Below are 25,040 nucleotides of genomic sequence, written 5' to 3'. Positions count from 1 at the left end.
AATATTATTGTATACAAGAATATGATTGTTGAGCACGCAAATCCGCTCTAGAGTACACCCATGGAAAGTCGCCACGCAGACAGGATCGCCGACGCCTTGGAGGAATTGGTCTTCACCGGTCAGTTCAACGATGGCGATCGCCTGGACGAGATCCGGCTGGCCAAGCAGTTCGGCGTCTCGCGCACGCCGATCCGTGAAGCCCTGCAGCGTCTGGTCGCGTCGGGTATTGCGGAGCAATTGCCCCGCCGGGGCGTTTTCGTGCGCCAGCCCGGCCCGGTTGAACTGATGGAAATGTTCGAAACCATGGCGGAGATCGAAGGTGTCTGCGGTCGATTGGCAGCCCGCCGGATCACCGATGAAGCCCTGGCGGAGCTTGAGGGGGCAAACAGGCTGTGCCGCGAGGCCGTCGCTGCGCATGATACCGATGGCTATTACCGCGAAAACGAGCGATTCCATCACACGATCTATGCGCAATCAGGCAACAGCTATCTGGCCAATCAGGCGTTGCGATTGCACCGCCGTCTGAAACCCTTCCGGCGTCTGCAACTGAGGTTGCGGGGGCGCATGGCGCAATCCATGGCGGAGCATGAAGAGATTGTCGCAGCCCTCAAGGCGGGTGCAGATGATCGCGCTGCCAAGGCGCTGCGCAAACACGTGGGCATTCAGGGTGAAAAGTTCCGCCACCTGATGACGGAGCTTCGTACTGCCGCGCAGTAGAGCTATTCGCCCAAGCGCACCGCCTGACCAGAGGTTTGATCCGCTGCCGAGAACCCGGCGTCGTTCAACAGGTAGTTGGCTCCGACGGCGATGGCCGCCATTGCGATGGCCGCAAAGATGATCTCTCTCATGTCGAGCCCGCCTGGGATTTCTTCTCTTCGACTTCGGCCGTCCAGATGCTGTGGTGTTCACGCGCCCATTGCAATTCGACCTCGCCCTTGCCCATGGCGTCATATGCGCCTTCCATGCCGACGGAACCGATGTAGATATGCGCGATGATGATCGCCATCAGCACGAAGCTGACAATGGCGTGCCAGAGCTGCGCATATTGCATCTCCTCATGCGGGGCGAGGGTTGTCGTCAATTCCCCCAGACCCAGCAATTGCGGCAGCCCCAGGGCATTGAGCTTCTCGAAGGTGACGGCGAACATCGGCAACTCGAACGGGAATAGCAGCGACAGACCGGAGGCGGAGATCGATGCCCCGAGCACAATCACCGACCAGAATATCAGCTTTTGCCCGGCGTTGAATTTCTTGGCCGGCGGGTGGCCGTGCCCGAAAATGCCGCCCCCCTTCAGGATCCAGTTGATATCGGTCCGGTCAGGCAGGTTGTGGATTACCCAGAAGACGAACACCAGAACAAGCGCCAGCATGAAAGCCCAGGACACGTTGTTGTGGACCCATTTCGAGGCCACCGCCAGCGTCGCGAAGGCTTCGTGACCGAAGGCCGGGATCAGCACTTTCCGTCCCGCAAGCGTGATCAGCCCGGTGATCCCCAGCAGGATGAACGATCCGGCCAATAGCCAATGCGCAAAGCGTTCCACGGAATTGAACCGCAAAATTGTCTGGCCGGTCTTTTCCCCATCAATGCGAATACGTCCGCGGATCAGGTAAAAAACCGCCAGCAGCAGCACCATGCCGCCAAGCAACCAGCTGCCATACTTGAGCAGTGGTCCCTGGCGGAATTCCAGCCACCACATGCCGCCATCCTGAATCAGCACATCCGCCGCCGGCCCGCGCGCCTGCGTCGTGATGGCGGCGGAGTTGTAGCGGTAAGCGCGCCACAAATCCGGATCAGATGCCCCTCCGAGCGTTCCAAGCTGCCCACTGATCGGGGCGGCATTCTCCGGGTTTCCGGTCACGCCGCTGCGAAAACTGTCATCGACCTTCAGGCCCTCCTGACGTTTCATGATGTCTTCAAGCGTTTGCGCACCGCCCGTGGCGCTGCGATCAACTGGCGCCACCTCCTGCGCCTGCACGGAGACCGAAAAGGTCATGGAAAACACCAGGAGACACAGAAAACGGAGCATGGGGATATCCTGTTTGGCTGAGACACCCGGGGCGGCCCGATTGAGCCGCCCCAGAGGAATGTCAAGTAAGGCTAGGGGCGGCGGTCAGCCCCCTTTCTGATCGTAGGCAGTGCCCCACCCCCACGCACCGGAGCCAAAGCCACGGGCCACCACGCGTTCGCGGTAGATGCTGGAGACAACGTCGCCGTCACCCGCCAGCAGTGCCTTGGTTGCGCACATCTCCGCGCAGATCGGCAATTTACCCTCCGCGATGCGGTTGCGACCGTATTTGGCGAATTCCGCGGTGGAGTTGTTTTCTTCCGGTCCCCCGGCGCAGAAGGTACATTTGTCCATCTTGCCACGGGACCCGAAGTTGCCAGCCTGCGGGAACTGCGGCGCGCCGAAGGGGCATGCATAAAAGCAGTATCCGCAGCCGATGCAGAGGTCTTTGGAGTGCAGAACGACGCCTTCTTCGTTCTGGTAGAAGCAGTCCACCGGACAGACGGCCATGCAGGGCGCGTCCGAACAGTGCATGCAGGCCACGGAAATCGACCGTTCCCCGGGCGAGCCGTCGTTGATGGTGACGACCTTCCGGCGGTTGATGCCCCACGGCACTTCATGTTCGTTTTTACAGGCTGTGACGCAGGCGTTGCATTCGATGCAGCGTTCAGCGTCGACGAGAAATTTTGCTCTAGCGGCCATTTTTCATACTCCCCTTATGCTGCCCAGATTTTGCAGAGCGTCGATTTCGTCTCTTGCATCTGTGTTACGCTGTCATAGCCATAGGTCTGCGCCGTGTTCGACGCCTCCCCCAGAACATATGGGTCTGCTCCTTCGGGATACTTGTCCCTCAGATCGACCCCTTCGAGATGCCCGCCGAAGTGGAAGGGCATGAAGGCAACACCGGAGGCAACCCGCTCGGTGACCATGGCCATGACCTTGACCTTGCCGCCTTCGGGACCTTCGACCCAGACCTGTTCGCCATCGCGGATGCCAAGATTGTTGGCATCGCGGGTGTTCACTTCGACAAACATGTCCTGTTGCAGTTCCGCCAGCCACGGGTTCGAGCGTGACTCGTCGCCGCCGCCTTCATATTCGACCAGACGTCCGGATGTCAGAATGAGCGGATACTCCTCCGAGAAGTCGTTTTCCTGGATCGACTTGTACATCGTCGGCAGGCGCCAGAACTTCTTGTCTTCGTAGGTCGGATAGTCGGCCACGAGATCGCGGCGGTTGGTATAGAGCGGTTCGCGGTGCACCGGTACCGGGTCTGGGAAGGTCCAGACCACGGCGCGGGCCTTGGCGTTACCGAAGGGCGCACAGCCATGGGCAATCGCCACCCGCTGGATACCGCCCGACAGGTCGGTTTTCCAGTTGGTCTTGGGCCCGGCCACCGCATCAATAGCGGCACGTTCATCCGCTGTCAGATCGCCATCCCAGCCAAGGTCCATCAGCATCTGCATCGTGAATTCAGGATATCCGTCCTGAATTTCCGATCCAGCCGACGCGACCCCTTCGGCCAGCAGGTTATCGCCATCCCGCTCCACGCCAAAGCGCGCCCGGAAGGTCAAGCCTCCTTCGGCCACCGGTTTGCTCATATCATACAGGTTCGGTGTTCCGGGGTGGTTCATCTCCGCCGTGCCCCAGCTTGGCCATGGCAGACCGTAATAGTCGCCATCCGCGGGGCCGCCAACGGCCTGCAGCGTGGTGCGGTCGAAGGTGTGCTGGTTCGCCATGTGCATCTTCAGACGTTCTGGCGACTGGCCGGTGTAACCGATTGTCCACATGCCGCGATTGAACTCGCGGGTGATGTCCTCGATCACCGGCTCTTCGCCCTCCATCGCGATATTGCGGAAGATCTTGTCATGGAAACCGAACTTCTTGGCGAACATCGAGATGATCGTGTGATCGGGCAGCGATTCAAACAGCGGCTCCACCACCTTGTCGCGCCACTGCAGCGACCGGTTGGACGCCGTGACAGAGCCGCGTGTCTCGAATTGGGTACAGGCCGGCAGCAGGTAAACCCCGTCATCACGGTCCTGCAACACGGCAGAAACGGTCGGATAGGGGTCGACAACCACCATCAGATCCAGCTTCTCCATCGCCGTCTTCATTTCTTTCTGACGGGTCTGCGAGTTCGGCGCATGGCCCCAGAGTACCATGGCGCGGGTATTGTCCGGCTGATCGATGTTTTCGGCATCCTCCAGAACGCCGTCAATCCAGCGCGACACCGGGATACCGGTCTGGTTCATCATCTTCTTGCCGTCGAACTCGGCATCCGAGAAGCGGCCCTTGAGCCAGTCGAGGTCTTCTTCCCAGACCCGCGCCCAATGCGCCCAGGATCCATCGGAAAGCCCGTAGTACCCCGGCAGCGTGTTGGCCAGCACCCCAAGGTCGGTGGCGCCCTGTACGTTGTCATGGCCGCGGAAGATATTGGTACCGCCGCCGGATGTACCCATGTTGCCAAGCGCCAGCTGCAGCACGCAATAGGCGCGTGTGTTGTTGTTGCCGTTGGTGTGCTGGGTGCCACCCATGCACCAGATCACGGTGCCGGGACGGTTGTTGGCCAGCGTCCGCGCCACGCGCTTGAGCTGGCTGCCGGGCGCGCCGGTGACGCGCTCAACCTCTTCAGGCGTCCAGCGGGCGACTTCTTCCTTGATCTGGTCCATACCCCAGACACGGGTGCGGATGAACTCCTTGTCCTCCCACTCGTTGTCGAAGATGTGCCAGAGGATACCCCAGACGAGCGCCACGTCCGTCCCGGGACGGAAGCGGACGTATTCGTCCGCATGGGCCGCCGTGCGTGTGAAACGCGGATCGCAGACGATCATCGGCGCGTTGTTCTGCTCCTTCGCTTTCAGGATGTGCAGCAGCGAGACAGGGTGTGCTTCTGCCGGGTTGCCGCCGATCAGGAAGATCGCCTTGGAATTATGGATGTCATTGTAGCTGTTGGTCATGGCGCCGTAGCCCCATGTATTCGCCACACCGGCCACCGTGGTGGAGTGGCAGATCCGCGCCTGGTGATCGACGTTGTTGGTGCCCCAGTAGGCGGCAAATTTGCGGAACAGATAGGCCTGTTCGTTATTATGCTTGGCCGATCCGAGCCAGTAGACCGAATCCGGGCCGCTTTCCTCGCGGATTTTCATCATGCCGTCGCCGATCTCGTTGATCGCCTGCTCCCAGCTGATGCGTTTCCACTCCCCGCCCTCTTTCTTCATCGGGTACTTGAGGCGACGCTCGCCATGGGCATGTTCGCGCACCGCCGCTCCCTTGGCGCAATGGGCGCCGAGGTTGAAGGGGCTGTCCCAGCCGGGCTCCTGCCCGGTCCACACGCCGTTCGCAACTTCCGCGATGACCGTGCAGCCCACCGAGCAGTGCGTACACACGGATTTGATTGTCTGCACAGCGCCGTTTACCGCGGACTGGGCAGAGGCCTGCGTGACCGATCCGCCGGTGGCGGAGATGGCGGCCAATCCCCCGATCGCGAGACCTGATCCACGCAGAAACGCGCGGCGGTCCACTGATTTCTCGGCCACGTCCGTCAGGATGTTCGTCCGTCCTGCACGCTGTGTGACCCCGTTGGTCTTTTTCCTAAGCATTTTTCCCTCCCTTGCTGCCCCGATAAGGTGGCTAGGTGTATTGATGATCCTGAACCGTTGGAAAACGCGCCACTGTCGCGCGGCGCGCGCTGACAGCGTTCAGAATCGCGTGCTGTCCAGATAGGCACGCGTATGTGCCGTATCCTGCATCTTGTCCGAGGTGAGATCGACCGGCGACGCCTCCGCCGTTCCGGTGCCCGCCGCGACCGCAGCTACCGCCGCCGGCGCGGCGGTGCCCGCGAGTTTCAGAAAATCCCGGCGATTTGTGTCGCCCTCTGAAGTCTTTGCCATGTGTCTTCTCCCTTTCGTCTTGTCCTGGACGGCGTCTCGCCCTTTGTGGCAGATCAGACTGCCGTCAATCTGAATGCTTCTTTCTCTATCGACATGAATTCCCGCCCCAGCGAGCCGATCGACGCATAGAGGATCGAGGCGTTTGCGGCTTCCAGATCCGAGTAAAAATGCGTCGCCCATGGGGCAATGTGGTTGTTGAAAAACATGCGCTGCCTGTCGAGCGGTGCAGGCTGGCCAAAGCGCCCCACAATCATGCCGCCCATGATCTCCATCAATGAGGCCATGCTGTCTTCGGGCTCGAACACGTTCTCTGCGCGGGTAATCTGGTGCGCGCCCATATCCTTGCGCAGTCGCGCCAGCGGCTTTTCGTTCAGGAAGCCGGTCAGGTAGTAGCTGGCATAGGGCAGCAGCTCGCCACGACCCAGACCAATAAACAATGCGTTAAATTCACGCTCAACCCCCTTGGGAGTGCTGGCTTTGGCAACCCGCGCCAGACCGGCCACCGCCTGACCCATCGCGCTGTCATCCCCCGAAAGCTCCGACATCTGGTCCAGCAGCATCTGATCCGCCGGCCGCGCAAGCGCCAGTCCGAGGAAGTTGTAGAGGTCTGCACGCAGGCGGTCTTCGGGGGCTACATCCAGGACATCCATCGCGGCACTCATACCGACGCCTCCTCGAACCGAAAGCGCATGCGGCGCGGGGCCTGTTCTGCCGGGGTTTCTTCTTCGGCGCTATACGACAGGGCGGCCTGCGGCGCGCCTGCAGGCTCTGCGGCGGGCTGGGCGATGACACCATCCTCCGGTTCCGGCACGACCTCCTCGGCATCATCCATCTCGGCAGCGACCCGCGCGGCTTCTTCCTGCCGGGCGGTTTCTTCCAGATGCGACAACATGCCTTTGCCGACCTGATATGCTGTCTTTATCGGCCCACCTGCCAGCATGGCGGCGCGGTAATCGTCGTCATATTCGTTCAGCCCGTCGACACAGGCCAATACCGGATTGCTGCGCCACAACGTGCGCAACGCTTTGTTCTGCAAATGCCTGGGCACGTCACGCGCCATGAAGGCCGCGAAATCATCCCCCGCCTGCAAAGTCGCAGGATCGGGCAGCCCAAGTTCGGTGAGCACGTCCGCGTCGTCTTTCCCGGCCAGTTCAGCCGCCTGCGCGGCCTCTGTCGCGGCGCTTTCGGCCCGCGCCTCGGCTTCCGCCTCGGCCTTCGCACCGGCACGCCTGCGCGCCCAGAAAGAAGCCTGTGCCGTCATTCCGCAGCCTCCCTTGGCGTTCTTGGCGCCCGGTAGACGTCTGATGCCTGGGCGATGCGCGCATCGCCGATACCATCCTGTGCGCGGTCCGTGCGCATCTTGTCGCGGCGGCGTTTGACAAACGGTTCCTCAACGTAATGCGCATCCACGAAGGAGGTCACCCAGGCCAACAATGCGGGTGACATTGGCACCCGTTCGATAATTTCTTCCCCGCTGTCGGAATAGTCCTGTGCCTCATAGGGCGATACCGTAACATGCAGAATGCTGAGCGGCGCGTCACCCTCATCCTCTGCCGCGGGCTCGCGCATCACCACGTAGACCGACGGGGCGCGCGCCTGAAGCTCATGCGCATAGGCCTCCGCATCGGAAACATAAAGCCACAGATCAAGTGTCTTGGCATGATACTCGGTTGTATCACCTTCTTCTCTCAGCACTTTCCAGGATGCATCCGGCGCGCCCGGCAGCACTGATGACGCCTTCCAGACCCACTTGGCCCACGCCGTCGCACCGGGCATCCGGCGCAGCACGACGCCCAATCTTAAAGACTGCGAATTTGGATAGACGACTCCCAAGGGATCTCCGTGTGCGCTCTGTTGGTAAAATCACCTTACCAAAACATCCCCATTATCCTAGAAAAAATTGAATGCATTTGCACACATTTGCGTGCCAGCCAGCGCGGGGGTGACATTGCATGTGACCAAGCGCCTGAAATTACAAATCTTTGAGGTTTTTGCATTTATCCCGAACGCAGTGGAAACGAGACGCTGTAGGGGGGGCTCACGCAATTGCGCGGGCGTTTTGATCGAATCCGGTTTACGAAGGGCTACATTCCTGAATAGCTATGCCGTGGCGCGGAACGAATATGACGCGCCCACGACACGGCCCCGGGGGAGATATGACGAAAAAACTGATCCTGTGCGATTGCCTTGGCAGCCAGACACTTGATCCGGAGACCCTGCAACAGGCCACGGGCGTGTCATGCTCAAAGGTTTTGACGCATGCCTGCGGTCAACAGGTGGCGCAGACCGCCAGCATGATCGCGGATGGTGACGCGGTTATTGCCTGTCAGCAGGAATCGATCCTCTTCAAGGATTTAGCCGCCGAAACTGATGCGCCTGTGCCGGATTTCGTGGACCTCAGGGACCGCGCGGGATGGAGCGGCGACGCCGATCGGGCCAGCCCGAAAATGGCAGCGCTGGTGGCCGAGGCGATGCTGCCTCGCCCCGCCGGAAAGTCTGTTGATATCGTCTCGAACGGCGCCTGTCTGATCCTCGGGACCGAAGAGGTTGCGCTAGGCGCCGCACGTGATCTGGCAGATATTCTGGCGGTAACGGTGCTGGTCGATGCCCCCTTCGACACAACGCCCGGCCTGCCGTTCGACGTGGTCAGCGGCAGCCTGAGCCGCGCCAGCGGTAGCCTTGGTGCGTTCAATCTGCGCCTCGACGGCTTTCAACAGATCATCGCAGGGGGACGCGGCGACGCGGAATGGACCCCTGCCCGCGACGGCGCACTGACGGAATGCGACGTCATCCTCGATCTGCGCGGCGGCACACCGCTGTTCTCGGCGCATGAAAAACGCGATGGCTACCTGCGCGCCGACCCCGGCAGCCAACCGGCTGTCGCCAAGGCCGTTCTGGAGGCATCTCAGCTGATCGGGACCTTCGAAAAACCACTGTACGTCCGGCTTGAGGAACCCCTGTGCGCGCACTCCCGCGCGGAGCAGCCAGCCTGTTCCAAATGCCTCGACATCTGTCCGACGGGCGCCATCTCCTCCGCCGGGGAGCACGTGGCCATTGATCCGATGATCTGCGCCGGGTGCGGAGCCTGTTCAGCACTCTGCCCCTCCGGCGCGATCACCTATGACGCGCCGCCCGTGGCGACGCTCTTTGCCCGCATTCACACCCTTGCCAGCACGTTTCGCACCGCCGGCGGGGCCGACCCGCGCCTGATGGTGCACGATGATTTCGGGGCCGAGATGATCTCGCTGTCTGCCCGCTATGGTCGGGGGCTGCCGGCGGATGTGATCCCGCTCTCGGTCACCGCGCTGGCCGGGTTCGGCCATGCGGAGATGCTGTCGGCGCTGGCCAGCGGATTTGCCTCGGTATCGATCCTTCTGGCGCCGACCACCGAAAGAGATGTCATTGAAGGCGAGGCCGCGCTGGCAGAGGCGATTGCCGGCCGACGGGCGATCACGATACTGGATGTAACCGACCCCGACGCCCTGAGCGATGCGCTTTATGATGCGGCAACCGCAAGCTGCGTCGACACGCCGATCCTGCCACTGGGATCCCGTCGGCAGGTTGCACGCCTTGCCGCAAAGGCGTTGCAGCCGGAGGCCGAGGTGATCGCCCTGCCCCCTGCGGCGCCCTACGGCGCCATTCTCGTGGATCAAGATGCTTGCACGCTCTGCCTGTCCTGCGTGTCGCTGTGCCCCTCGGGGGCGCTTGGTGACAACCCGGACAAACCGCAATTGCGGTTTCAGGAAGACGCCTGCCTGCAGTGCGGGTTGTGCAGCACCATCTGCCCCGAAGATGCCATCACCCTTGCGCCGCAGCTTGACCTGACGGACGCCGCCTTTACCCAGAAGGTACTGAACGAGGAAGAACCCTTCGCCTGCGTGGAATGCGGCACCCTTTTCGGGGCAAAATCAACGGTCGAACGGATCACGGAGAAACTGGCCGGGAATCATGCCATGTTCGGCAACCCCGAAGCGGTCCGCATGATCCAGATGTGTGAGAATTGCAGAATCCAGGCCCAGTTTCACTCCCGCGACAATCCGTTTGCCAGCAAGGAACGTCCGCGGGTGCGCACCACGGACGACTACCTGAGCAAGCGCAAGGATCACTGAGTTTGCAAAGGGTCTCCAAGATCGGCGGGCGGCAGCCCGGAGACATAGGCGACGATCGCTTCGAGATCGGCCTGCGTCATCTCCATCGGCACGATGGGGGACGGCAGGCTTGGATCGAAGGGGTCGGTGATGTCCTCGATCTGGGTAAAGCTGGGATGCGGGTTGCGCAGATGGAACGTCGCGAAGCGGTCGTCCCAATCGCTCAGCGTGCGCAACACCGCAAAAGACGGCGTGGCACCCATCCCGTTCATCCGGTTTTTTTCGTTGATCACGTGGCACCGGCCACACATCCGCAACGACAGCTGTTCGCCTTTGACCGGGTCACCGTCATAGTTCAGAACCGGCGCGATGGCCGCGGCCTTGATCTGCGTGGAGAATCGGCTGCCATCCGGCGCGACAAAGCTTTCGATAGTCCGCAAGCCGATGTCCGACCGCAGCCAGTCTGCAAAGCGCTCCGCGCCCGCGCCGCCCTCATGCGCCAACGCCCATCGCTCGCCCAGACCTTCGAACAGCGCGCGCCCATCGGTGGTAAACCGCATCTGGGCCGCTTCGTCCTCGCCGACCCGAGTGATCCGCACGCCCGTCTTCAGCACGAAACGCGGGACAAGGAATTGCGCGAAGCCCGATTTCTCCAGCGCGCCGGGCACCGCGAGCCGCAAGTCTTCTTGCGCCGAGAGCGGCCGCAGGGCACATATCACCAGCAAGATCGCCAAGACCGTCCGCACGTCGCCTCCCAAGTACCGTCCGCGTGACGTTCAGCCTAGAACCCGCCCCGCCAAACCGTCAAGTTTTCAGATAGACAAGCATCATAAGCAGCCAAAAGGAGCCCAAGATGAGCGATGATTTCAACATGTCCATGCGCAAATTCCTCAAACAGGTCGGCGTCACCTCTCAGCAGGCCATCGAAGAAGCCATGCGCAACGCAGGCGACACCACTGGCCAATCATACACGGCCAAGGTTGTGCTGACCGTGGATGGCCTTGATCTTGAGCACACAGTGACGGGCCAGATCACTGGCCGTGAAGACGGGTAAGTCCGAATGAGCCTGACACGGGATGACGTATTGACCGTCCTCAAAACGGTCACCGACCCGGTGACTGAAACGGATATCATGGCCGCCGGACTGGTCAAGGCCCTGACGGTCAGCGACACGCAGGATGTACGCTTCGTGATCGAAGTGCCCCCGTCGCAGGCGCAGCTTTACGCTGATGTGCAGACTGCCGCCGAGGCGGCGGTCAAGGCGATGGCGGGCGTGGGCACGGTATCGGTGGTCTTGACGGCGCATAGTACACCTGCTGCACCGCCTGATCTGAAACCCCAGAAATCGGCGCCGACCGGCCCCCAGAAAATCCCCGGTATTGACCGGATCGTGGCGATTGCCTCCGGCAAGGGCGGTGTTGGCAAATCCACCGTGGCCGCGAACATCGCCTGCGCGCTGGCGGCAGAGGGGCGGCGGGTCGGCCTGCTCGATGCGGATGTCTACGGCCCGTCGCAACCGCGCATGCTGGGGGTTTCCGGGCGTCCGGCCTCCCCCGATGGCAAGACCATCCTGCCCATGCGCAACTTTGGCGTCACGATGATGTCCATCGGGCTGATGACCAACGATGACCAGGCCGTTGTCTGGCGCGGTCCGATGCTGATGGGCGCGTTGCAGCAGATGATGAACCAGGTGCAATGGGGCGCGCTCGATGTCCTGATCGTTGACCTGCCTCCCGGCACCGGCGACGTACAGATGACGCTGGCGCAAAAGGCGCAGGTCGATGGGGCAATCGTGGTGTCCACCCCGCAGGACGTGGCATTGATGGACGCCCGCAAGGGCATCGACATGTTCAACCAGCTCGGCACGCCGATCCTCGGGATGATCGAGAACATGTCGACCCATATCTGCTCCAAGTGCGGCCACGAGGAACATGTCTTCGGTCATGGCGGCGTGGCCTCTGAGGCGGCGAAACTCAATGTGCCGCTGCTGGCGGAAATACCCCTGCACCTCGATATCCGCATGGCTGCAGATGGCGGCGCGCCCATCGTGGTCTCCAAACCCGACAGTCCGCAGGCAGAGGCGTTTCGCGCCGTAGCACGTGCCCTGATCGCAGATGGGAAGGCATGAGCGGCCCCGGTTTTCCACCATTGTTTCAGGGAATGGCGACAGCCGGCGCGGCACCGTTCGCGGTTGCCTGCAGTGAAGCCCGGAAAGGATGCGACGCGGGGTTGGTGACCTATGACGTGACGCTTGAAACCCTGCGCGCCGCGATCGTTTTCGCGCCGGAGGTGCCCCTTGGCGCCGCCTTGGTCATGCTGCCGATCTGCGGTATCGGGTTTCAAAACGCCCTTGGCGCACTGGCCCCGCCCGAAGTGTCGGTGCATCTGGAATGGGGCGGTGGCATCCGCGTGAACGGCGCCAGCTGCGGCGCGCTTGAAATCGCCGCATCGACGGATGATGCCGAAGAGGAGCCGGATTGGCTGGTGATCGGCCTGACCCTGTCGCTCTGGTCGGACGGGACGGATAGTGGCTCCACGCCAGACGTGACGACGCTGATGGACGAGGGCTGCAACGAGGTTGACGCGGTCGATCTGCTGGAAGCCTGGGTCCGTCATACGCTTGTCTGGATCAACCGGTGGGACGACGAGGGTGTGAAACCCGTGCATGACGAATGGACGGGCCTTGCCCATGGCAAGGGTGATACCCTTGCCTTCGGCTGCGACAGCGGCACCTTCCTGGGCGTGGACGAAAATTTCGGTATGCTCTTGCGCAGCAATGACCAGACGGCGATCATTCCGATCACCCGAACCCTGACGGAGGTCCCATGAAACTGGCCCGTGCCATTCATTTCGACGACAGCGACACCCGTGTGTTCCACAGCCCCGCCCGCACGGGGGAGTGGTGCATTTCCGGCGGCTTCGAGTTCTCCAACTGGTCCGAGGGCGATCTGGCCGGCAAGGCCAAGCAGGCGTTTACCAATGGCTGGATGGGGGTGGAAACATTCGGCCGCGCGAGTTTTGTCGCCGTCACCCAGATTGAGGCAAACGAACGCGATGCGATCGCCGCCGCCCTCGCCCGGCATTTCGTGGACATCTACGGCGCCCCGTCCGTTGAGGCGGCGATGGGCGTGGCGATGGAAGAGATCAGCCAGATGATCGCGCTTTGCGAGGATCAGGAATTCAACACGCTGCTGACCGTCACCCGCGAGCTGACCGAGGCCGGTGTCAAGGAAAGCTACCGGATGATCGAGCCGCAGGACGCGGGCATCGAACAATTCGCGATCCACGGATCCCTGGATGACGATGAGCCGCACCACCACTAGGCGAAGACATTGGGCACGCTCTGATGACGCCGGTCAACAGCGAAGTCGGATAAAGCGCCTCGACCCATGTGAAAGCCTTGCGAGCGGAGCGCTGTGCCACCGCAAGCGCACAATATGGTTGGGCGCTTGCGTCTGACAGTCGCCTACAGGGCAAACTCCTCAAGGACATAGCCGTTGTCGTAGCAGTGGGAGGCAACGCGGATAAAGGAGCGGGAGACGCCCTTCTTACCGAACAGGCGAATGCCGCCACCCAAAACAAAAGGTGCCCGCTTCAGAATCACGCGATCGATCAGCCGGTTTTCGAGAAGCGAATCCGCGAACGCTCAACCACCACACAAGTAAACCGGGCCTTTTGCGCGCGCCCTTACATGAGCAATCCCTTCTACCAGCTCACCTGAGTACACGGCGACATCACTGGTCACCGGCTGATCAAGTGTCCGGGAAAAAACAAATGTATCCATATGGGGATTTGGGTTTTTCCCCGCTTCCAGGCCGAATTCATAGCCGAACTCATAGGTGCCTCGCCCCATGATTGCGGTGGCGTAGCCATCCAGTCGGGCTCTGTAGTCAACAACGACCGGACCGCCGGGGGCGAACTTGGAGACGTCTCCGGACGGGCCGGAAATAAAGCCGTCCAGAGAGACGGCCACGTCATAAATAATGGGATGCATGATGTGCTCCGAAAACTGTATCCAGACCAGCCCCTGGGGCTGCACAGACGGTTGGATCTCACTTGAACACTGGCAGAGCACTCCGTTGCTGAGAAATGCGCTGGCCGATCGGATCGAACTTGTCAGTTTGAACGCAACCCGGGACGAAGGATGAAATCACTGCAGCCGCTTCAACAGCCGCTTTCGTGCCTCCGGTCAAAAACGGTCGATTTAGGTGAAAAACTCGGTCTACTACATCTTGTGTTCGGCTGCGGAACAGCCGCTCAACCCGCTGTAGTAGAGGTCAAAAGCAGTGTTTTTGGCCGATGGCCTTTATGGGAGTTTTGGCTCCTAACACGGGACCATTTTGGCAAGGCGTTTTAGGGTCTGGGCAGTGGCGGCGAGGAGGAATTCTTCGTTGGCTCCCTTGAGGCCCCGGAGCCGGAGGTGTTTGAGTCCGAGATGTCGTTTCAGATGGGCGAACAACATCTCGACTTTCTTTCGTCGTCGTCTGCTCTCGTCATAGGCCGCCGTATCACGCAGATCGCGGACGGTTTGGCGGGCTTCTTCGTCCATGTGTCGGGTGACTGTTCGGAATGGCGCGTCGGTGCAGGCCTTCTTGATTGGGCATGTGCCGCAGGTTTCCCGCCCGGCAAAATAATTCTTGATCCTGTCCGCCTGTTTGGTCCGGCGCAGTGGCATCTCATGGCCTTCAAGGCAGGTGTAGGTGTCGCGCTCCGGATCGTATTGGAAATGGCTGATGACGTATTTGCGATTGGTCTGATGCTCGCGATCCAGCACCGGCACATGCGGCGTGACCTTGCGCTTCAGGCGCCAGGCCCGGAAAGAGCCGGTACCGTATGATCCATCTGCCGCCACTCGGTCCGGGCGGAAGTCTTGGCGGTTACGGCTGCGGTCCAGCATCGTCTTGGCCGCGACAATCTCCAGGCCGAGCCGGGCGGGCGTGGCCTCAACGTCCACGATAATGCCGTGATCCGTGTCCACCAGGTAGTTGGTCTCATAGCTGAACCGGCCAGGGCCGTCTTTGAGCGACCAAGCTGCTTCTGGATCGGTCTCAGAGAGGTACTTGGGCGGTTTCTTCTTGGGGCCGGTTTGCGCCTTGCCATCGGCCTCGGCCAGATATGCCAGATAGTCAGCGACCGGGCGCTGCACCTGATCCTTGAGTGACCAGACTCTCCTGATCACATCCGAAGTATCTTTGCGATCCTTGTTCGCATCCACCTCAATGGTGCTGCCGTCGATGGCCGCATCCGTACCACCCACGATACCGAAACCGATGCACTTCTCCACCACGCTCTCGAACAAGCGGCGCAGCACATCGCCGTCTGCAAAACGCCCGTGACGGTTCTTGGAAAAGGTCGAACGATCCGGCACGCGGCCTTCTAGACCCAGTTTGCAGAACCACCTGTATGCCAGGTTAAGATGGACTTCCTCAACCAGCTGCCGCTCCGACCGGATGCCGTAGCGATAGCCGATCAGCAGCATACGCAGCATCAGCTCGGGATCGACTGACGGGCAGCCTGTGTGGCTATAGAGTGCTGCCAACTCATGCCTGATTGTCTCAAAGTCTAAAAGCCAGTGTATTCGGCGCAGCAAATAATCTTGCGGGACGTGATCCTCAATCCGAAACTTGTAGAACAGGTTTCCTGTGTCTCTAACCGCCCCATCATCACCCAATCCTCCTCGCTAATATGCTAAGTGAATCAATGCTTTGGTTGGGAGGCAAGACATCAATACAGCTATTGCAAGTTCGACAGGGTCTCAGATTCGAGTTATCCAGTTCGCATGTTGATCGAAGAAAAAATGCTGACCGCATTCCGAGGGGAAGACGGTCTCTGCCGACTGAAGCCAGAACGCGGTGGTCGGTATAAATACACGGACTATCCGGAACTTCTAGCCGAATTGCATGAGTCAGCGAAGCGACCAAACTTAATGCGGGACGGCGCTCTCAAAACCGTATTCACTTGGAACTACTTCGAAGAGCTGTCCGACCGAGTGGATCACGGCATCGTCGCAATGCTGGCGTTCACGAACCTTGTGCCGGTGTTGCCTATCACAAGGAATTGGATGGCCTTCCAACATCAAGCTGCCGGACACGCATGCCGCCAAACAACCTTCATCGGCACCGTGCTCGAACCCAAACCTGAAATCAAATTGGCATTCATTGAGATTGCACGTGCCAACTTTTACGCCCGCGGAGGTTGGTTCGAAGACGCTCAAACCGATCAAAGGCTAACCGACAGCTACGGGGCCACTATTCACGCTCTCGGCTTGTCCTTTGGCGAACAAGCGCGTGCAGAACTTTGTGAGAGCATCTACCCTGTAGACGCAAATACAAGTTCTATGAGCATCTGCTTCCACGACGTTGGGGATTTGACCTACCTCACCGAAGATGAGCACGCAAAACCGCTGATACTGTTCTTGTCTGCGAACTCAGACTGATTTTCGGTCAACGCTGGAGTTTTTCACCAATATCGGTCGTTTATGTCACTCCGAGCTGGCCGACCAAGAGCACTGAAAAACCTTCCGATGCAATTCCTAGTCGAAACTGTCTTTGAGTTGGTCACGTTCCTGGCAGCCGGAAAACGCCGACACCTGAGCGACTGCAGCAATCGTGCACTTTGGGCTCTAGGCCCTTGGTGCGCCCAAGCTGTCCCGTTGACAGCCGGGGCGCTCTGCTTACTCAGGTTTGGCGTTGAAGATAAAGAGCGTCTCGCCGTTGATGGTGTAGGCATTGATCAGCTCCGCTGCACGCGGGCTGGTGAGCCAGTTTTCCAGCTGCACGGCCAGATCGTTGCGCACATGGGCATGTTTTTCCGGGTTCACGGCGAGAAAGGCGTATTGATTGAACAGCGCGGCATCCCCGGCGTAGAGCAGCGCAAGACTGGCCTTGTTGCCGAAATTCAGCCAGCTGGCGCGGTCGGCCAGAATATAGGCGTCCAGCCCCGCGGCGGTGTTGAGGCTCGCGCCCATACCGGCCCCCACAGCCCGATACCACGCGCCAAATGTTTCGGGCGCCAGATCGGCGGCCCGCCAGAGCGCGATTTCCTTCTTATGTGTGCCGCTGTCATCACCGCGGCTGACGAAGGCGGGCTTGGTCACGCCAATGCGTTTCAAAGCTTCTGCGGCGGACCCTGATTTGGCCACACCGGCCGGGTCGTCCCGCGGCCCGATGAAGACGAAATCATTGTACATGATCTCGCGCCGATAGGTGCCATAGCCTTCGGCCACGAATTTTTCCTCGGCACTGCGCGAGTGCACGAGAATCGCGTCAACGTCCCCGGCCTGTCCCAGACGCAGCGCCTGCCCCGTGCCCACGACGAGCAACTGCACGTCCAGATCGAGGTCCTGCTTGATGGCGGGCAAAAGCACGTCCGCAAGGCCCGAATTCTCAAATGACGTCGTGACCGCCAGCTTGATGTCCTCCGCCAGCGCGGCGGTACCCATGAATGCTGCGGTCAAAAGTGCAAATGCGCGCGTGATCATGCGATGATGTCTCCTCTGAAAAATGCCTGCAATTCGGCGGTTTGCGCCGCGCCGAAGAAGCGCGAAGCCGGACCCCTTTCATGCACAACGCCATGCAGCATGAAGACTGCATCACTTGCAAGGCGTCTGGCTTGACCCAGATCATGTGTTGTCATGATTATGCGGGTTTTTTCAGACAGGGCGGTTTGCAGAATGCTTTCGATGTCGCGTGTCGAGGCACCGTCGAGGTTGGCGCAGGGTTCATCCAGAAACAGCACATCGGGCTTGCGGATCAAGGCGCGGGCAAGGGCCAGTTTTTGTTTTTCGCCCCCCGACAGCCGGGTGGCCTGCAGGCTCAGGCGGTCCGCAAGTCCGATCCGTTCGGCCCAGTGGCGGACACGCGCATTCACCTGTGCGCGCGGGGCGTTGAGCAACCGCAGCGGATATCCCAGATTGTCGGCCACGGTCCGGCGCAACATGATCGGCGTCTGGAAGACATAGGATTGCCGGTGCCGCGCCTCCTCCTCCGGCACCGCCCATGTCGCCGTTCCGGTGCTGAGCCGCTCAACCCCGTGCATGACGCGCAGCAGTGTGGTCTTGCCGCTGCCATTCGGGCCGATGATCATCGTGAGCCCGTCGGGATCCAGGGTCAGGTCAACCGGACCGAGCAGGCGTTTGCCGCGCCGGCGTACCGCCACGTCCTTGAGCGTCAAAGGCAGAATTGTGCTCACCACCGTCCCTCCCGTTCGGTGCGCGACAACCAGTGGATGCAGATGTTGATGCCGATGGCCAGCGCGATCAGCACAAAGCCAAGGGCCAGCGCGAGCGCGAAATCGCCCTTGCCGGTCTCCAGCGCGATGGCGGTGGTCAGCACCCGCGTGGCATTGTCGATATTGCCACCCACGATCATAATTGCGCCCACTTCGCCAATCGCGCGCCCGAACCCCGCCAGCGAGGCGGTCAGCAGGTTGCGCCGCCCATCCCAGATCAGCGTCTTGATGCGTTGCCAGTTGGAGGTGTTCAGAGAGATCAGCAGATCATGATATTCCGCCCATAGTTCGCGCATCGCCTGATGCGTGATGGAGGCAATCAGCGGCGTGATGATAATCACCTGCGCAATGATCATGGCCGTCGGCGTAAACAGCAGACCAAACACCCCGAAAGGCCCGGATCGCGACAACAGAATGTAGACAATCAGACCAACCACCACCGGCGGCAGACCCATCAGCGCGTTCAGCAGCGAGATCGTCAGCCGCCGGTAGCGAAACCGCCTGATCGCGAGGAACGTGCCCAACGGCAACGCCAGCACCGAGGCAATCACCAGCGCAGACAGGCTGACCTGAAGGGAACGCAGACTGATCTGCATCAGGTCCTGATCCAGGGTCACCACCAGCCAGAACGCGGAAACCAGCCCTTCGTAGATGTCATTCATGTTTCAGGCCGGTTCATGTGCAACGCGTTCAGACTTTGGTTGCATCGTCCTAAGACATGCCCGGTCTTTGCGCAATCAGATCAGACCAGATCCGCATCCGTCATGATTTCCACCAGCGCAGGCCCATCGTGATCGAGCGCCTCGCGGATCGCCGCCTCGATGTCGGCCGGATCGGTCACCTTGACGCCATGCCCACCGCAGAGACGTGCAAACGCCGCAAAGCCGGGGTTTTGCAGATCGGTCTCCCAGACCGGCCATTCGCCGGAACGCTGTTCCTTGGAAATTTTACCCAATTCGCCATTGTGCAACAGGATATGAGTAATATTCATGCCGTATTTCACCGCCGTGGTGAACTCCATGGGGTATTGGCCAAAGCCCCCGTCACCCGAAATCGATACGACCTTGCACCCTTTCAGCGCGGCCTTGTCCTGGGTTGCTGCCCACGCCCCCATGGCCGCCGGCAGCCCGAACCCGATGGAGCCAAGATAACCCGACATCAGCACGCGCTGGCTGCCCTTGGTCTCCAGATAGCGGCCGAAGGAGTAGGTGTTGTTGCCGACGTCCACGGCAAAGATGGTGTTGTCCGGCACAAGGCGGCCCAGGGCCTCGAAGATCGCAAAGGAGTGGATGCCCTTGCCAAGGTCCTCCTGCAGGCGCTGCTGTTTCTCGCGCCGCCAGATGTCCCACCGGTCGGCCAGTTCCGATATCTGGTCGTCAGCCCCCGGATTTTGACAGTCCGCCCGCGCGATGGCCTCGCAAAAGGCGCCGACATCGCCCCAGATGGGCAGCGCGACAGGATGGAATTTGCCCAATTGCATGCGCTCGTGATCGACCTGAATGATTTCCTTGCTGCGCTCGATCCCGGTGTGATTGGAAAAGCTGGTGCCGAGCGCGATGATCAGGTCCGCCTCGTTCATGAACCAGCTGGCAATTGGCGTGCCGGAACGGCCCAGCACACCGCCCGCGCATCTGTGACTGTCCGGCAGCAGCCCCTTGGCCTTGAACGTCGTCAGCACCGGCATACCCATTTGCTCGGCCAGCGACGCGATGTCATCGCGCATCGGATAGGCGCCGTGGCCCACGATGATGATCGGGCGCCTGGCCGATTTGATCATTGCCGCGGCCTTGTCGATCTCGCTTTGGGCAGGGATCACGGGTGCCGCGGTAACACGGCCCTCGGGCGCGCTGGCGGGCTGATCGGATGGATTGGTCTGCACATCATCGGGAAAGATCAGATGTGCCACATTTTGTTCCACGATCGCCGTTTTGCAGGCGAGCGCCGCCAGTTCCGCATGGTTGGAACTGCCCAGTACCGGTTGCGAAAAGCTGGTCACGGCCTGAAAGGCCGACAACAGGTCGATATCCTGAAAGGCCCCCGGCCCCATGACCTGTGTCTGCACCTGCCCCGTCAGCGCCAGCACCGGCGCGCGGTCGACCTTCGCATCCCACAGACCGGTCAGCAGGTTTGTCGCACCGGGACCTGCAATTGTCAGACAGGCCGCGGGCGTGCCCGTCAGTTTGCCATAGGCGGAGGCCGCAAAGGCGGCGGCCCCTTCGTGGCGGATACCGAAATATGTCATCTTGCCGTCACCGACAGCGAGCCGGATGGCATCCGACAGACCGAGGTTGGAATGCCCGACCATGCCGAAAACCGATTGCACACCCCAGTTGCTGAGCGTTTCAACCATCACATCCGTCACCGTGCGTTCATGCGGGGGCTCGGGTGCGATGCCGACGAAAATCTCGCCTTCGCGGATCTCGACCGGGTACATATCCTGACCGCTGTCCTCGTGCCCGCCCGGCGGCTTGCCGGTCAGCGGGTCGAAATCCCACCCGTGCCAGGGGCAGCGGATCCAGCACTTGTCATCGACGCCCTTCTCGATGGATCCCTCGCCCAGCGGCCCGCGCTGATGCGGGCAATGGTTGTTCATCGCCGCCCATTGGCCATCGAAATGCACCAGGCAGATCGACGTGGTCCGCGCGGTGACGGTTTTGACCCGCCCTTCGGGCAGGTCATCGATATGGCCCACACTGATCCAGTCACGTGTTTCATCCGTCATCGGGCTCTCCTGCGTCGGTTGGCTTGGTCAATAGGTCATAAAGCTTCTGGGCAACGGTCAGCAGCGCGAAGCAGCCAAGCGCCCAGATCAGCAACTCGAAGGGCGCGGCATCGGTGCCCCGCAGCCAGACGCTGACCAGGTCTCCCTGTGGGCGCAGGGCTTCCTGTCCCAAAAGGCCGTCACGGCTCCACAGTGACAGGTACCAGAAGCGCGAGAGGTAAAACATCACCGCAGCCATGCAGATGACGATGGCAAGCATCAGCACGCGGCGCATCAGTCCAGTACCTCCAGCGTTTCGGGGTCGATACGCAACACCAGCAGATCGCCGCGGCGTTCAACTTCGCCTTCCAGCGAGACGAATTGCGCCACGTAGTGATAGGCGCTTTCGGGAAAATGGCCGCCGTCCGGCCCGGTGATCAGAAGAAACTCGTGCCCGTCCACCGGTTGGCTTGAGACAAAAACCGGTGGCACTTTCCCGATCAGGCAGAGATTGGCGCAGGCTTTATGCGCCAGCCCGCGCCCGGGGCGCATCGCACCGGCAAGGCATTTACCATCGCAGATCTCACCCGCCAGTTTCCAGCGCCCCAAGGGTTCGGTGGGCAGTTCCGGCGCAACGCCCTCGGCCGGGCCGAGGCCGTTGCGCCCGCCGCGCAGTTGCATCATGTCCAGATCGCCCCGCTGCAGGAGCACGCCGGAGGCCCTGGCCAACTGCCCTTCCAGCGGAATCGCGCGTCTCTCGACATTGGTCTTGCCGCCCCCCGCCAGCATCAGCGTGTGACCCGCCGGGATACGCTCGTTGCCTTCCGTCACGCGCAGCAGGGGATAGGGCGTCAGTTCGACCACGCCGGTGACCGTCTGGCGACCGTAATCGAACCGAAAGGCGCCCTCGCCCGGATCATCCTGCGCCACCCCGAGCGCCAGACCAAAGCCCGCCAACCCGGAAATGAACAGCACACAGACTGCCAGTAAAAGACCCCGCAGCCCCTTGGGAACCGGCAGGTAGCCGACGAAAAAGGGTGTGTCCTTGTCGCTCATGCTGTGCCTCCCGCTTTGGGTGCGATCAGAGGTTCAACATAGGTGCCGGGCGGGTTTGCCTTTGGGTCTACCAGCACATCGGTCCCCTCGATCTTGAGATTATAGGTCGGCACTTTTTCAGTGAACGGCGCCGGCGAACGGCCGGAGGTGACGTCATATTGGAAACCGTGCCACGGGCAGGTAACCAGACAGTCGATGATCCTGCCTTCGCCCAGGGGGCCGTTCTGATGCGCGCAGGCGTTCGAGATCGCACTGAGCTTACCGTCATTCAGATAGACGGCCACGCGGTCGCCATTCGCCAGCAGCCTGATCTTGGCGAACCCCTCCGTCATCTCAGAGACATCGCAGACCGGAACCCAGTCGGCGGCCTCTGCGCTGAGCGCCTGATCAGCCCGCCGTTCGTGCAGCGCCGCCAAAAGGTGCAGACCGCCCACCGCCGCCGCTCCGCCGATGAAGATCACGGTAAAGACGTGGTTCTGCTGGTCCTGCAAGATGCCGAAAGACACATGGGCCACCACCGACAGGTAGGCCGGGTAGATCAGGTAATGGATGCGTTTCCATACCGGCGGGCTCAGAAATTTCATCCAGAAATCATGGCTGGTGGCGGCGAGCAGGATCAACGTGAAGAGGCTGAAAATGCCGAAGGCTTCGAACGGGAACCCGGCAAGCTGGCCATAGCTGGTGTTGGCAAAGAGCAGCGCCTCGTTCTTGTCGGACATTGAGAAGGCAAAATACCAGTCAAGGATGTAACCGGCGTGGGTCAAGGCAACAAAGACCGTCATCACGCCGAAATGGCGCCGGTTGTACAGCAGCGGCAGGTACCGTTTGTCGAGCCGCGCCAGCGGGCCGATACACAGGATCACGGTCAGCATGACAAAGGCGCAGGCCCCGAAGGCCCGCGCGTTATGCACCTGCGGGTTGATCGGACGCTCATGGCTCAGCAGACCCGGCGCGGCGTAAAGGAAGATGTAAAGAAACAACGCCACCCCCAGCAGCATCACGGCATCGTAGATGTACTTGTTGGAGTTCCACTGGACGGGGATGTATTTGACGCTCATTGGCTGACCTCCGCCGGGGCAGAAAGACGCTCGGGCGCGATGTCAGCCGGCCATTGCTGACGGATGCTCAGGCCCGTGACAATGATCGCACAGATGCCAAGCGGCAGCATCCACCCCACCGCGAAATGCGCCCTGCGGGGGGGATCGTAACGGCGCGCCCAGACCTCGCGCCCGGTCTCGTAGAGATACCAGCGCCACAGGACCAGCGGCCAGATCACCAGAATGCCGGGGATCAGAAGGGGCCGAAATATGTAAGCCTCCCGCGCGTCTTCATCGATCCGGTCCATGCCGACGGTCAGGAAAACGCCCGCAACCAACGCGCCGATGCTTCCCCAGATCCGCAAGCCCATCAGGATCATTTCTGCCTGGTTCATGCAGCGCCTCCAAACGCAACACCGGAAATTTCGGCCATATCCTTCTTCCACGTGGTCAGGTCGCTCTGGGTGAAGTGCGACAGGTGGCTGTGCCCGCAGGCCCGCGCCATGACCTGCATCAGCTCCACTGACGCCTCAAAGAAATTGGCCAGCTGTCGCGCGGATTTATCCACGATGATCCGGCTGACCAGATGTGGCTTTTGCGTCGCGATGCCCACCGGGCAGTTGTTGGTGTGGCAGGCCCGCATGGCCAAGCAGCCGATCGCCTGCATGGCCGCGTTGGAAACGGCGATCGCATCGGCACCCAAGGCCATCGCCTTGATGAAATCGGCCGGTTTGCGCAGGCCGCCGGTGATCACCAGCGATACGTCGTTCCGCTCCAGCCGGTCGAGGTGGGCGCGGGCACGGGCCAGGGCGGGGATCGTGGGGACAGAGATGTTGTCGCGGAAGATGACGGGGGCGGCACCGGTACCGCCGCCGCGACCATCAAGGATGATATAGTCGACCCCCACCTGCAGGGCTGCATCGATGTCTTTTTCGATGTGCTGCGCGCTCAGCTTGTAGCCGATGGGAATCCCGCCCGTACGGTCGCGCACCTCATCCGCAAACTGCTTGATCTGCGACGGGTCCGTCCAGTCGGGGAACCGCGGTGGCGAGATGGCATCCTGCCCATCGTCCAGGTTGCGCACTTCGGCGATCTTGCCCGTGACCTTTGCGCCGGGCAGATGCCCGCCGGTACCGGTCTTGGCCCCCTGCCCACCCTTGAAATGAAAGGCCTGAACCTTTTCCAGCTTGTCCCAGCTGAATCCGAACCGGGCGGACGCCAGTTCATAGAAATAGCGCGAGTTGGCTGCCTGCTCTTCGGGCAGCATGCCGCCTTCGCCGGAACAGATACCCGTGCCCGCCATTTCGGCCCCCTTGGCGAGCGCAACCTTGGCGGGTTCCGACAGCGCGCCAAAGGACATGTCCGACACAAACAGCGGGATTTTCAGGCGCAGCGGTTTTTGCGCGTTTGGACCGATCACCACCTCCGTCCCGACCGGGTCATCATCCAGCAGCGGCGCCTTTGCAAGCTGCGCCGTCAGAATCTGGATATCGTCCCAATCCGGCACCTCAGCCCGCAACACGCCCATCGCATCCACCACGCCGTGATGTCCGGTCTTGCTGAGCCCGTCGCGGGCGTATTGCTGGATCAGCCCGGTATAGGGCTCGCCCGTGTCGCCGTGGCTGGGGTCCGCATAAAGCCCCAGGTACGTGTTGCGGTCATACGGCTGCGGGTTGTCGTATCCCCACCGGATGATTTCATCCGCATCGACCATGATGTCGTCGCCTTCGACCCATGAGCTGAACTTCGGCAAGGCCTCGTCATTGGCATAGGATGACACGCCGCTGTCCAACCGGTAGTCCCAGTTGTGCACGCCGCAGATCAGGTCCTTGCCGCGCACGTGTCCATCCGACATCAAGGCGCCGCGATGCAGGCAACGCCCATAAAACACCGACACCTCATCGTCAAAACGGACCACGACCAGATCCACCTCCCCCACAAGCGCATACTGCGGATCACGGTCGGGCAGAGCACTGAGTGTCGCGATGGAAGTGGGCGTCATAACTTGTCCTTCACCTGTGATCGTCCGCCGGT

Annotated in this window: 27 protein-coding genes and 1 pseudogene; 7 read left to right on the top strand and 21 right to left on the bottom strand. The window is 61.1% G+C overall.

Annotation, left to right across the window (positions count from 1 at the left end):
- The first annotated feature begins 60 nt into the window (after positions 1–60).
- Positions 61–717, top strand: a complete 657-nt coding sequence (locus KX928_RS19950; RefSeq protein ID WP_219506211.1) for a GntR family transcriptional regulator — start codon at positions 61–63, stop codon at positions 715–717.
- A gap of 2 nt (positions 718–719) precedes the next feature.
- Here the strand turns inward: KX928_RS19950 and KX928_RS24150 are convergent, their stop codons facing one another.
- The 8 genes from KX928_RS24150 to KX928_RS19915 form a co-directional block, all read right to left on the bottom strand.
- Positions 720–848, bottom strand: a complete 129-nt coding sequence (locus KX928_RS24150; RefSeq protein ID WP_257883975.1) for a hypothetical protein — start codon at positions 846–848, stop codon at positions 720–722.
- Complete coding sequence (locus KX928_RS19945; RefSeq protein WP_219506209.1) at positions 845–2,026, bottom strand: formate dehydrogenase subunit gamma; 1,182 nt, start codon at positions 2,024–2,026, stop codon at positions 845–847. Before KX928_RS19945 ends, KX928_RS24150 begins: the two co-directional genes overlap by 4 nt.
- An 84-nt stretch (positions 2,027–2,110) precedes the next feature.
- A complete protein-coding gene (gene fdh3B, locus KX928_RS19940) occupies positions 2,111–2,707 on the bottom strand; it encodes a formate dehydrogenase FDH3 subunit beta (RefSeq protein ID WP_219506207.1) in 597 nt (198 codons plus the stop codon).
- Between the two features lie 14 nt (positions 2,708–2,721).
- Positions 2,722–5,604, bottom strand: a complete 2,883-nt coding sequence (locus KX928_RS19935; protein ID WP_219506205.1) for a formate dehydrogenase subunit alpha — start codon at positions 5,602–5,604, stop codon at positions 2,722–2,724.
- A gap of 99 nt (positions 5,605–5,703) precedes the next feature.
- On the bottom strand, positions 5,704–5,895 hold the full coding sequence (locus KX928_RS19930) for a twin-arginine translocation pathway signal protein (RefSeq protein ID WP_219506204.1): 192 nt from the start codon (positions 5,893–5,895) through the stop codon (positions 5,704–5,706).
- Positions 5,896–5,948: 53 nt separating this feature from the next.
- Positions 5,949–6,557 carry a TorD/DmsD family molecular chaperone gene (locus tag KX928_RS19925; protein WP_219506203.1) on the bottom strand — a complete coding sequence of 203 codons (609 nt, stop codon included), beginning with the start codon at positions 6,555–6,557 and terminating at the stop codon, positions 5,949–5,951.
- Complete coding sequence (locus tag KX928_RS19920) at positions 6,554–7,156, bottom strand: DUF3306 domain-containing protein (protein ID WP_219506202.1); 603 nt, start codon at positions 7,154–7,156, stop codon at positions 6,554–6,556. The genes KX928_RS19925 and KX928_RS19920 overlap by 4 nt, the downstream gene beginning before the upstream one ends.
- Positions 7,153–7,728: a DUF3305 domain-containing protein gene (locus tag KX928_RS19915; protein WP_219506201.1), complete on the bottom strand. Its 576-nt coding sequence runs from the start codon at positions 7,726–7,728 to the stop codon at positions 7,153–7,155. Before KX928_RS19915 ends, KX928_RS19920 begins: the two co-directional genes overlap by 4 nt.
- A gap of 323 nt (positions 7,729–8,051) precedes the next feature.
- On the opposite strand from KX928_RS19915, the gene KX928_RS19910 reads away from it, so the two are divergent.
- Complete coding sequence (locus KX928_RS19910) at positions 8,052–10,004, top strand: 4Fe-4S binding protein (RefSeq protein ID WP_219506200.1); 1,953 nt, start codon at positions 8,052–8,054, stop codon at positions 10,002–10,004.
- Here KX928_RS19910 and KX928_RS19905 read toward each other — a convergent pair.
- Positions 9,998–10,729 (bottom strand): c-type cytochrome, encoded by a 732-nt coding sequence (locus tag KX928_RS19905; RefSeq protein WP_219506199.1) that lies wholly within the window; start codon positions 10,727–10,729, stop codon positions 9,998–10,000. The two genes, KX928_RS19910 and KX928_RS19905, sit on opposite strands and share 7 nt — an antisense overlap.
- A 107-nt stretch (positions 10,730–10,836) precedes the next feature.
- Between KX928_RS19905 and KX928_RS19900 the strand changes: the two genes are divergently transcribed.
- Genes KX928_RS19900 through KX928_RS19885 form a run of 4 tightly spaced genes read left to right on the top strand, consistent with a single transcriptional unit; the run spans position 10,837 to position 13,306 of the window.
- Entirely contained in the window at positions 10,837–11,037 is a 201-nt protein-coding gene (locus KX928_RS19900) for a DUF6494 family protein (RefSeq protein ID WP_219506198.1), read from the top strand.
- A 6-nt stretch (positions 11,038–11,043) separates the two neighbouring features.
- Entirely contained in the window at positions 11,044–12,111 is a 1,068-nt protein-coding gene (locus KX928_RS19895; RefSeq protein WP_219506197.1) for an Mrp/NBP35 family ATP-binding protein, read from the top strand.
- Complete coding sequence (locus KX928_RS19890; RefSeq protein WP_219506195.1) at positions 12,108–12,812, top strand: biotin/lipoate--protein ligase family protein; 705 nt, start codon at positions 12,108–12,110, stop codon at positions 12,810–12,812. The genes KX928_RS19895 and KX928_RS19890 overlap by 4 nt, the downstream gene beginning before the upstream one ends.
- Positions 12,809–13,306, top strand: a complete 498-nt coding sequence (locus KX928_RS19885; protein WP_219506193.1) for a DUF6505 family protein — start codon at positions 12,809–12,811, stop codon at positions 13,304–13,306. Before KX928_RS19890 ends, KX928_RS19885 begins: the two co-directional genes overlap by 4 nt.
- Before the next feature lie 143 nt (positions 13,307–13,449).
- On the opposite strand, the pseudogene KX928_RS24145 reads toward KX928_RS19885, so the two are convergent.
- The 3 genes and pseudogenes from KX928_RS24145 to KX928_RS19875 form a co-directional block, all read right to left on the bottom strand.
- Positions 13,450–13,614: pseudogene (locus KX928_RS24145) on the bottom strand (dihydrofolate reductase family protein); the annotation flags it as partial.
- Between the two features lie 15 nt (positions 13,615–13,629).
- Complete coding sequence (locus KX928_RS19880; RefSeq protein ID WP_257883974.1) at positions 13,630–13,977, bottom strand: dihydrofolate reductase family protein; 348 nt, start codon at positions 13,975–13,977, stop codon at positions 13,630–13,632.
- A gap of 330 nt (positions 13,978–14,307) precedes the next feature.
- On the bottom strand, positions 14,308–15,654 hold the full coding sequence (locus KX928_RS19875; protein WP_219506191.1) for an IS1182 family transposase: 1,347 nt from the start codon (positions 15,652–15,654) through the stop codon (positions 14,308–14,310).
- 108 nt (positions 15,655–15,762) lie between these two features.
- On the opposite strand from KX928_RS19875, the gene KX928_RS19870 reads away from it, so the two are divergent.
- Positions 15,763–16,419 (top strand): hypothetical protein, encoded by a 657-nt coding sequence (locus tag KX928_RS19870; RefSeq protein ID WP_219506189.1) that lies wholly within the window; start codon positions 15,763–15,765, stop codon positions 16,417–16,419.
- A 237-nt stretch (positions 16,420–16,656) separates the two neighbouring features.
- Here KX928_RS19870 and KX928_RS19865 read toward each other — a convergent pair whose 3' ends face one another.
- From KX928_RS19865 to KX928_RS19825, 9 genes are all read right to left on the bottom strand, one after another.
- Entirely contained in the window at positions 16,657–17,463 is an 807-nt protein-coding gene (locus KX928_RS19865; protein ID WP_219506187.1) for an ABC transporter substrate-binding protein, read from the bottom strand.
- Entirely contained in the window at positions 17,460–18,176 is a 717-nt protein-coding gene (locus KX928_RS19860) for an ATP-binding cassette domain-containing protein (protein ID WP_219506184.1), read from the bottom strand. Before KX928_RS19860 ends, KX928_RS19865 begins: the two co-directional genes overlap by 4 nt.
- Positions 18,170–18,874 carry an ABC transporter permease gene (locus tag KX928_RS19855; protein ID WP_219506182.1) on the bottom strand — a complete coding sequence of 235 codons (705 nt, stop codon included), beginning with the start codon at positions 18,872–18,874 and terminating at the stop codon, positions 18,170–18,172. Before KX928_RS19855 ends, KX928_RS19860 begins: the two co-directional genes overlap by 7 nt.
- 80 nt (positions 18,875–18,954) lie before the next feature.
- On the bottom strand, positions 18,955–20,934 hold the full coding sequence (locus KX928_RS19850; protein ID WP_219506180.1) for a thiamine pyrophosphate-dependent enzyme: 1,980 nt from the start codon (positions 20,932–20,934) through the stop codon (positions 18,955–18,957).
- Positions 20,924–21,208: a hypothetical protein gene (locus tag KX928_RS19845; protein ID WP_219506179.1), complete on the bottom strand. Its 285-nt coding sequence runs from the start codon at positions 21,206–21,208 to the stop codon at positions 20,924–20,926. The genes KX928_RS19850 and KX928_RS19845 overlap by 11 nt, the downstream gene beginning before the upstream one ends.
- Positions 21,208–21,969, bottom strand: a complete 762-nt coding sequence (locus tag KX928_RS19840; protein WP_219506178.1) for a hypothetical protein — start codon at positions 21,967–21,969, stop codon at positions 21,208–21,210. The genes KX928_RS19845 and KX928_RS19840 overlap by 1 nt, the downstream gene beginning before the upstream one ends.
- Entirely contained in the window at positions 21,966–23,027 is a 1,062-nt protein-coding gene (locus KX928_RS19835; protein WP_219506177.1) for a Rieske 2Fe-2S domain-containing protein, read from the bottom strand. Before KX928_RS19835 ends, KX928_RS19840 begins: the two co-directional genes overlap by 4 nt.
- Positions 23,024–23,401, bottom strand: coding sequence for a hypothetical protein (locus KX928_RS19830; RefSeq protein WP_219506176.1), 378 nt, complete (start codon positions 23,399–23,401; stop codon positions 23,024–23,026). Before KX928_RS19830 ends, KX928_RS19835 begins: the two co-directional genes overlap by 4 nt.
- The gene (locus KX928_RS19825; RefSeq protein ID WP_219506175.1) at positions 23,398–25,008 is read right to left on the bottom strand and encodes a glutamate synthase-related protein; all 1,611 of its coding nucleotides are present in this window, start codon (positions 25,006–25,008) and stop codon (positions 23,398–23,400) included. Before KX928_RS19825 ends, KX928_RS19830 begins: the two co-directional genes overlap by 4 nt.
- Positions 25,009–25,040: the final 32 nt, after the last annotated feature.

Origin of the sequence: Roseobacter insulae (assembly GCF_019375555.1) — a bacterium.
GTDB classification, from domain to species: Bacteria; Pseudomonadota; Alphaproteobacteria; order Rhodobacterales; family Rhodobacteraceae; genus Roseobacter; species Roseobacter insulae.
The sequence above is the reverse complement of the archived record's forward strand: the minus strand, read 5'-3'. Positions and strand labels throughout refer to the sequence as shown.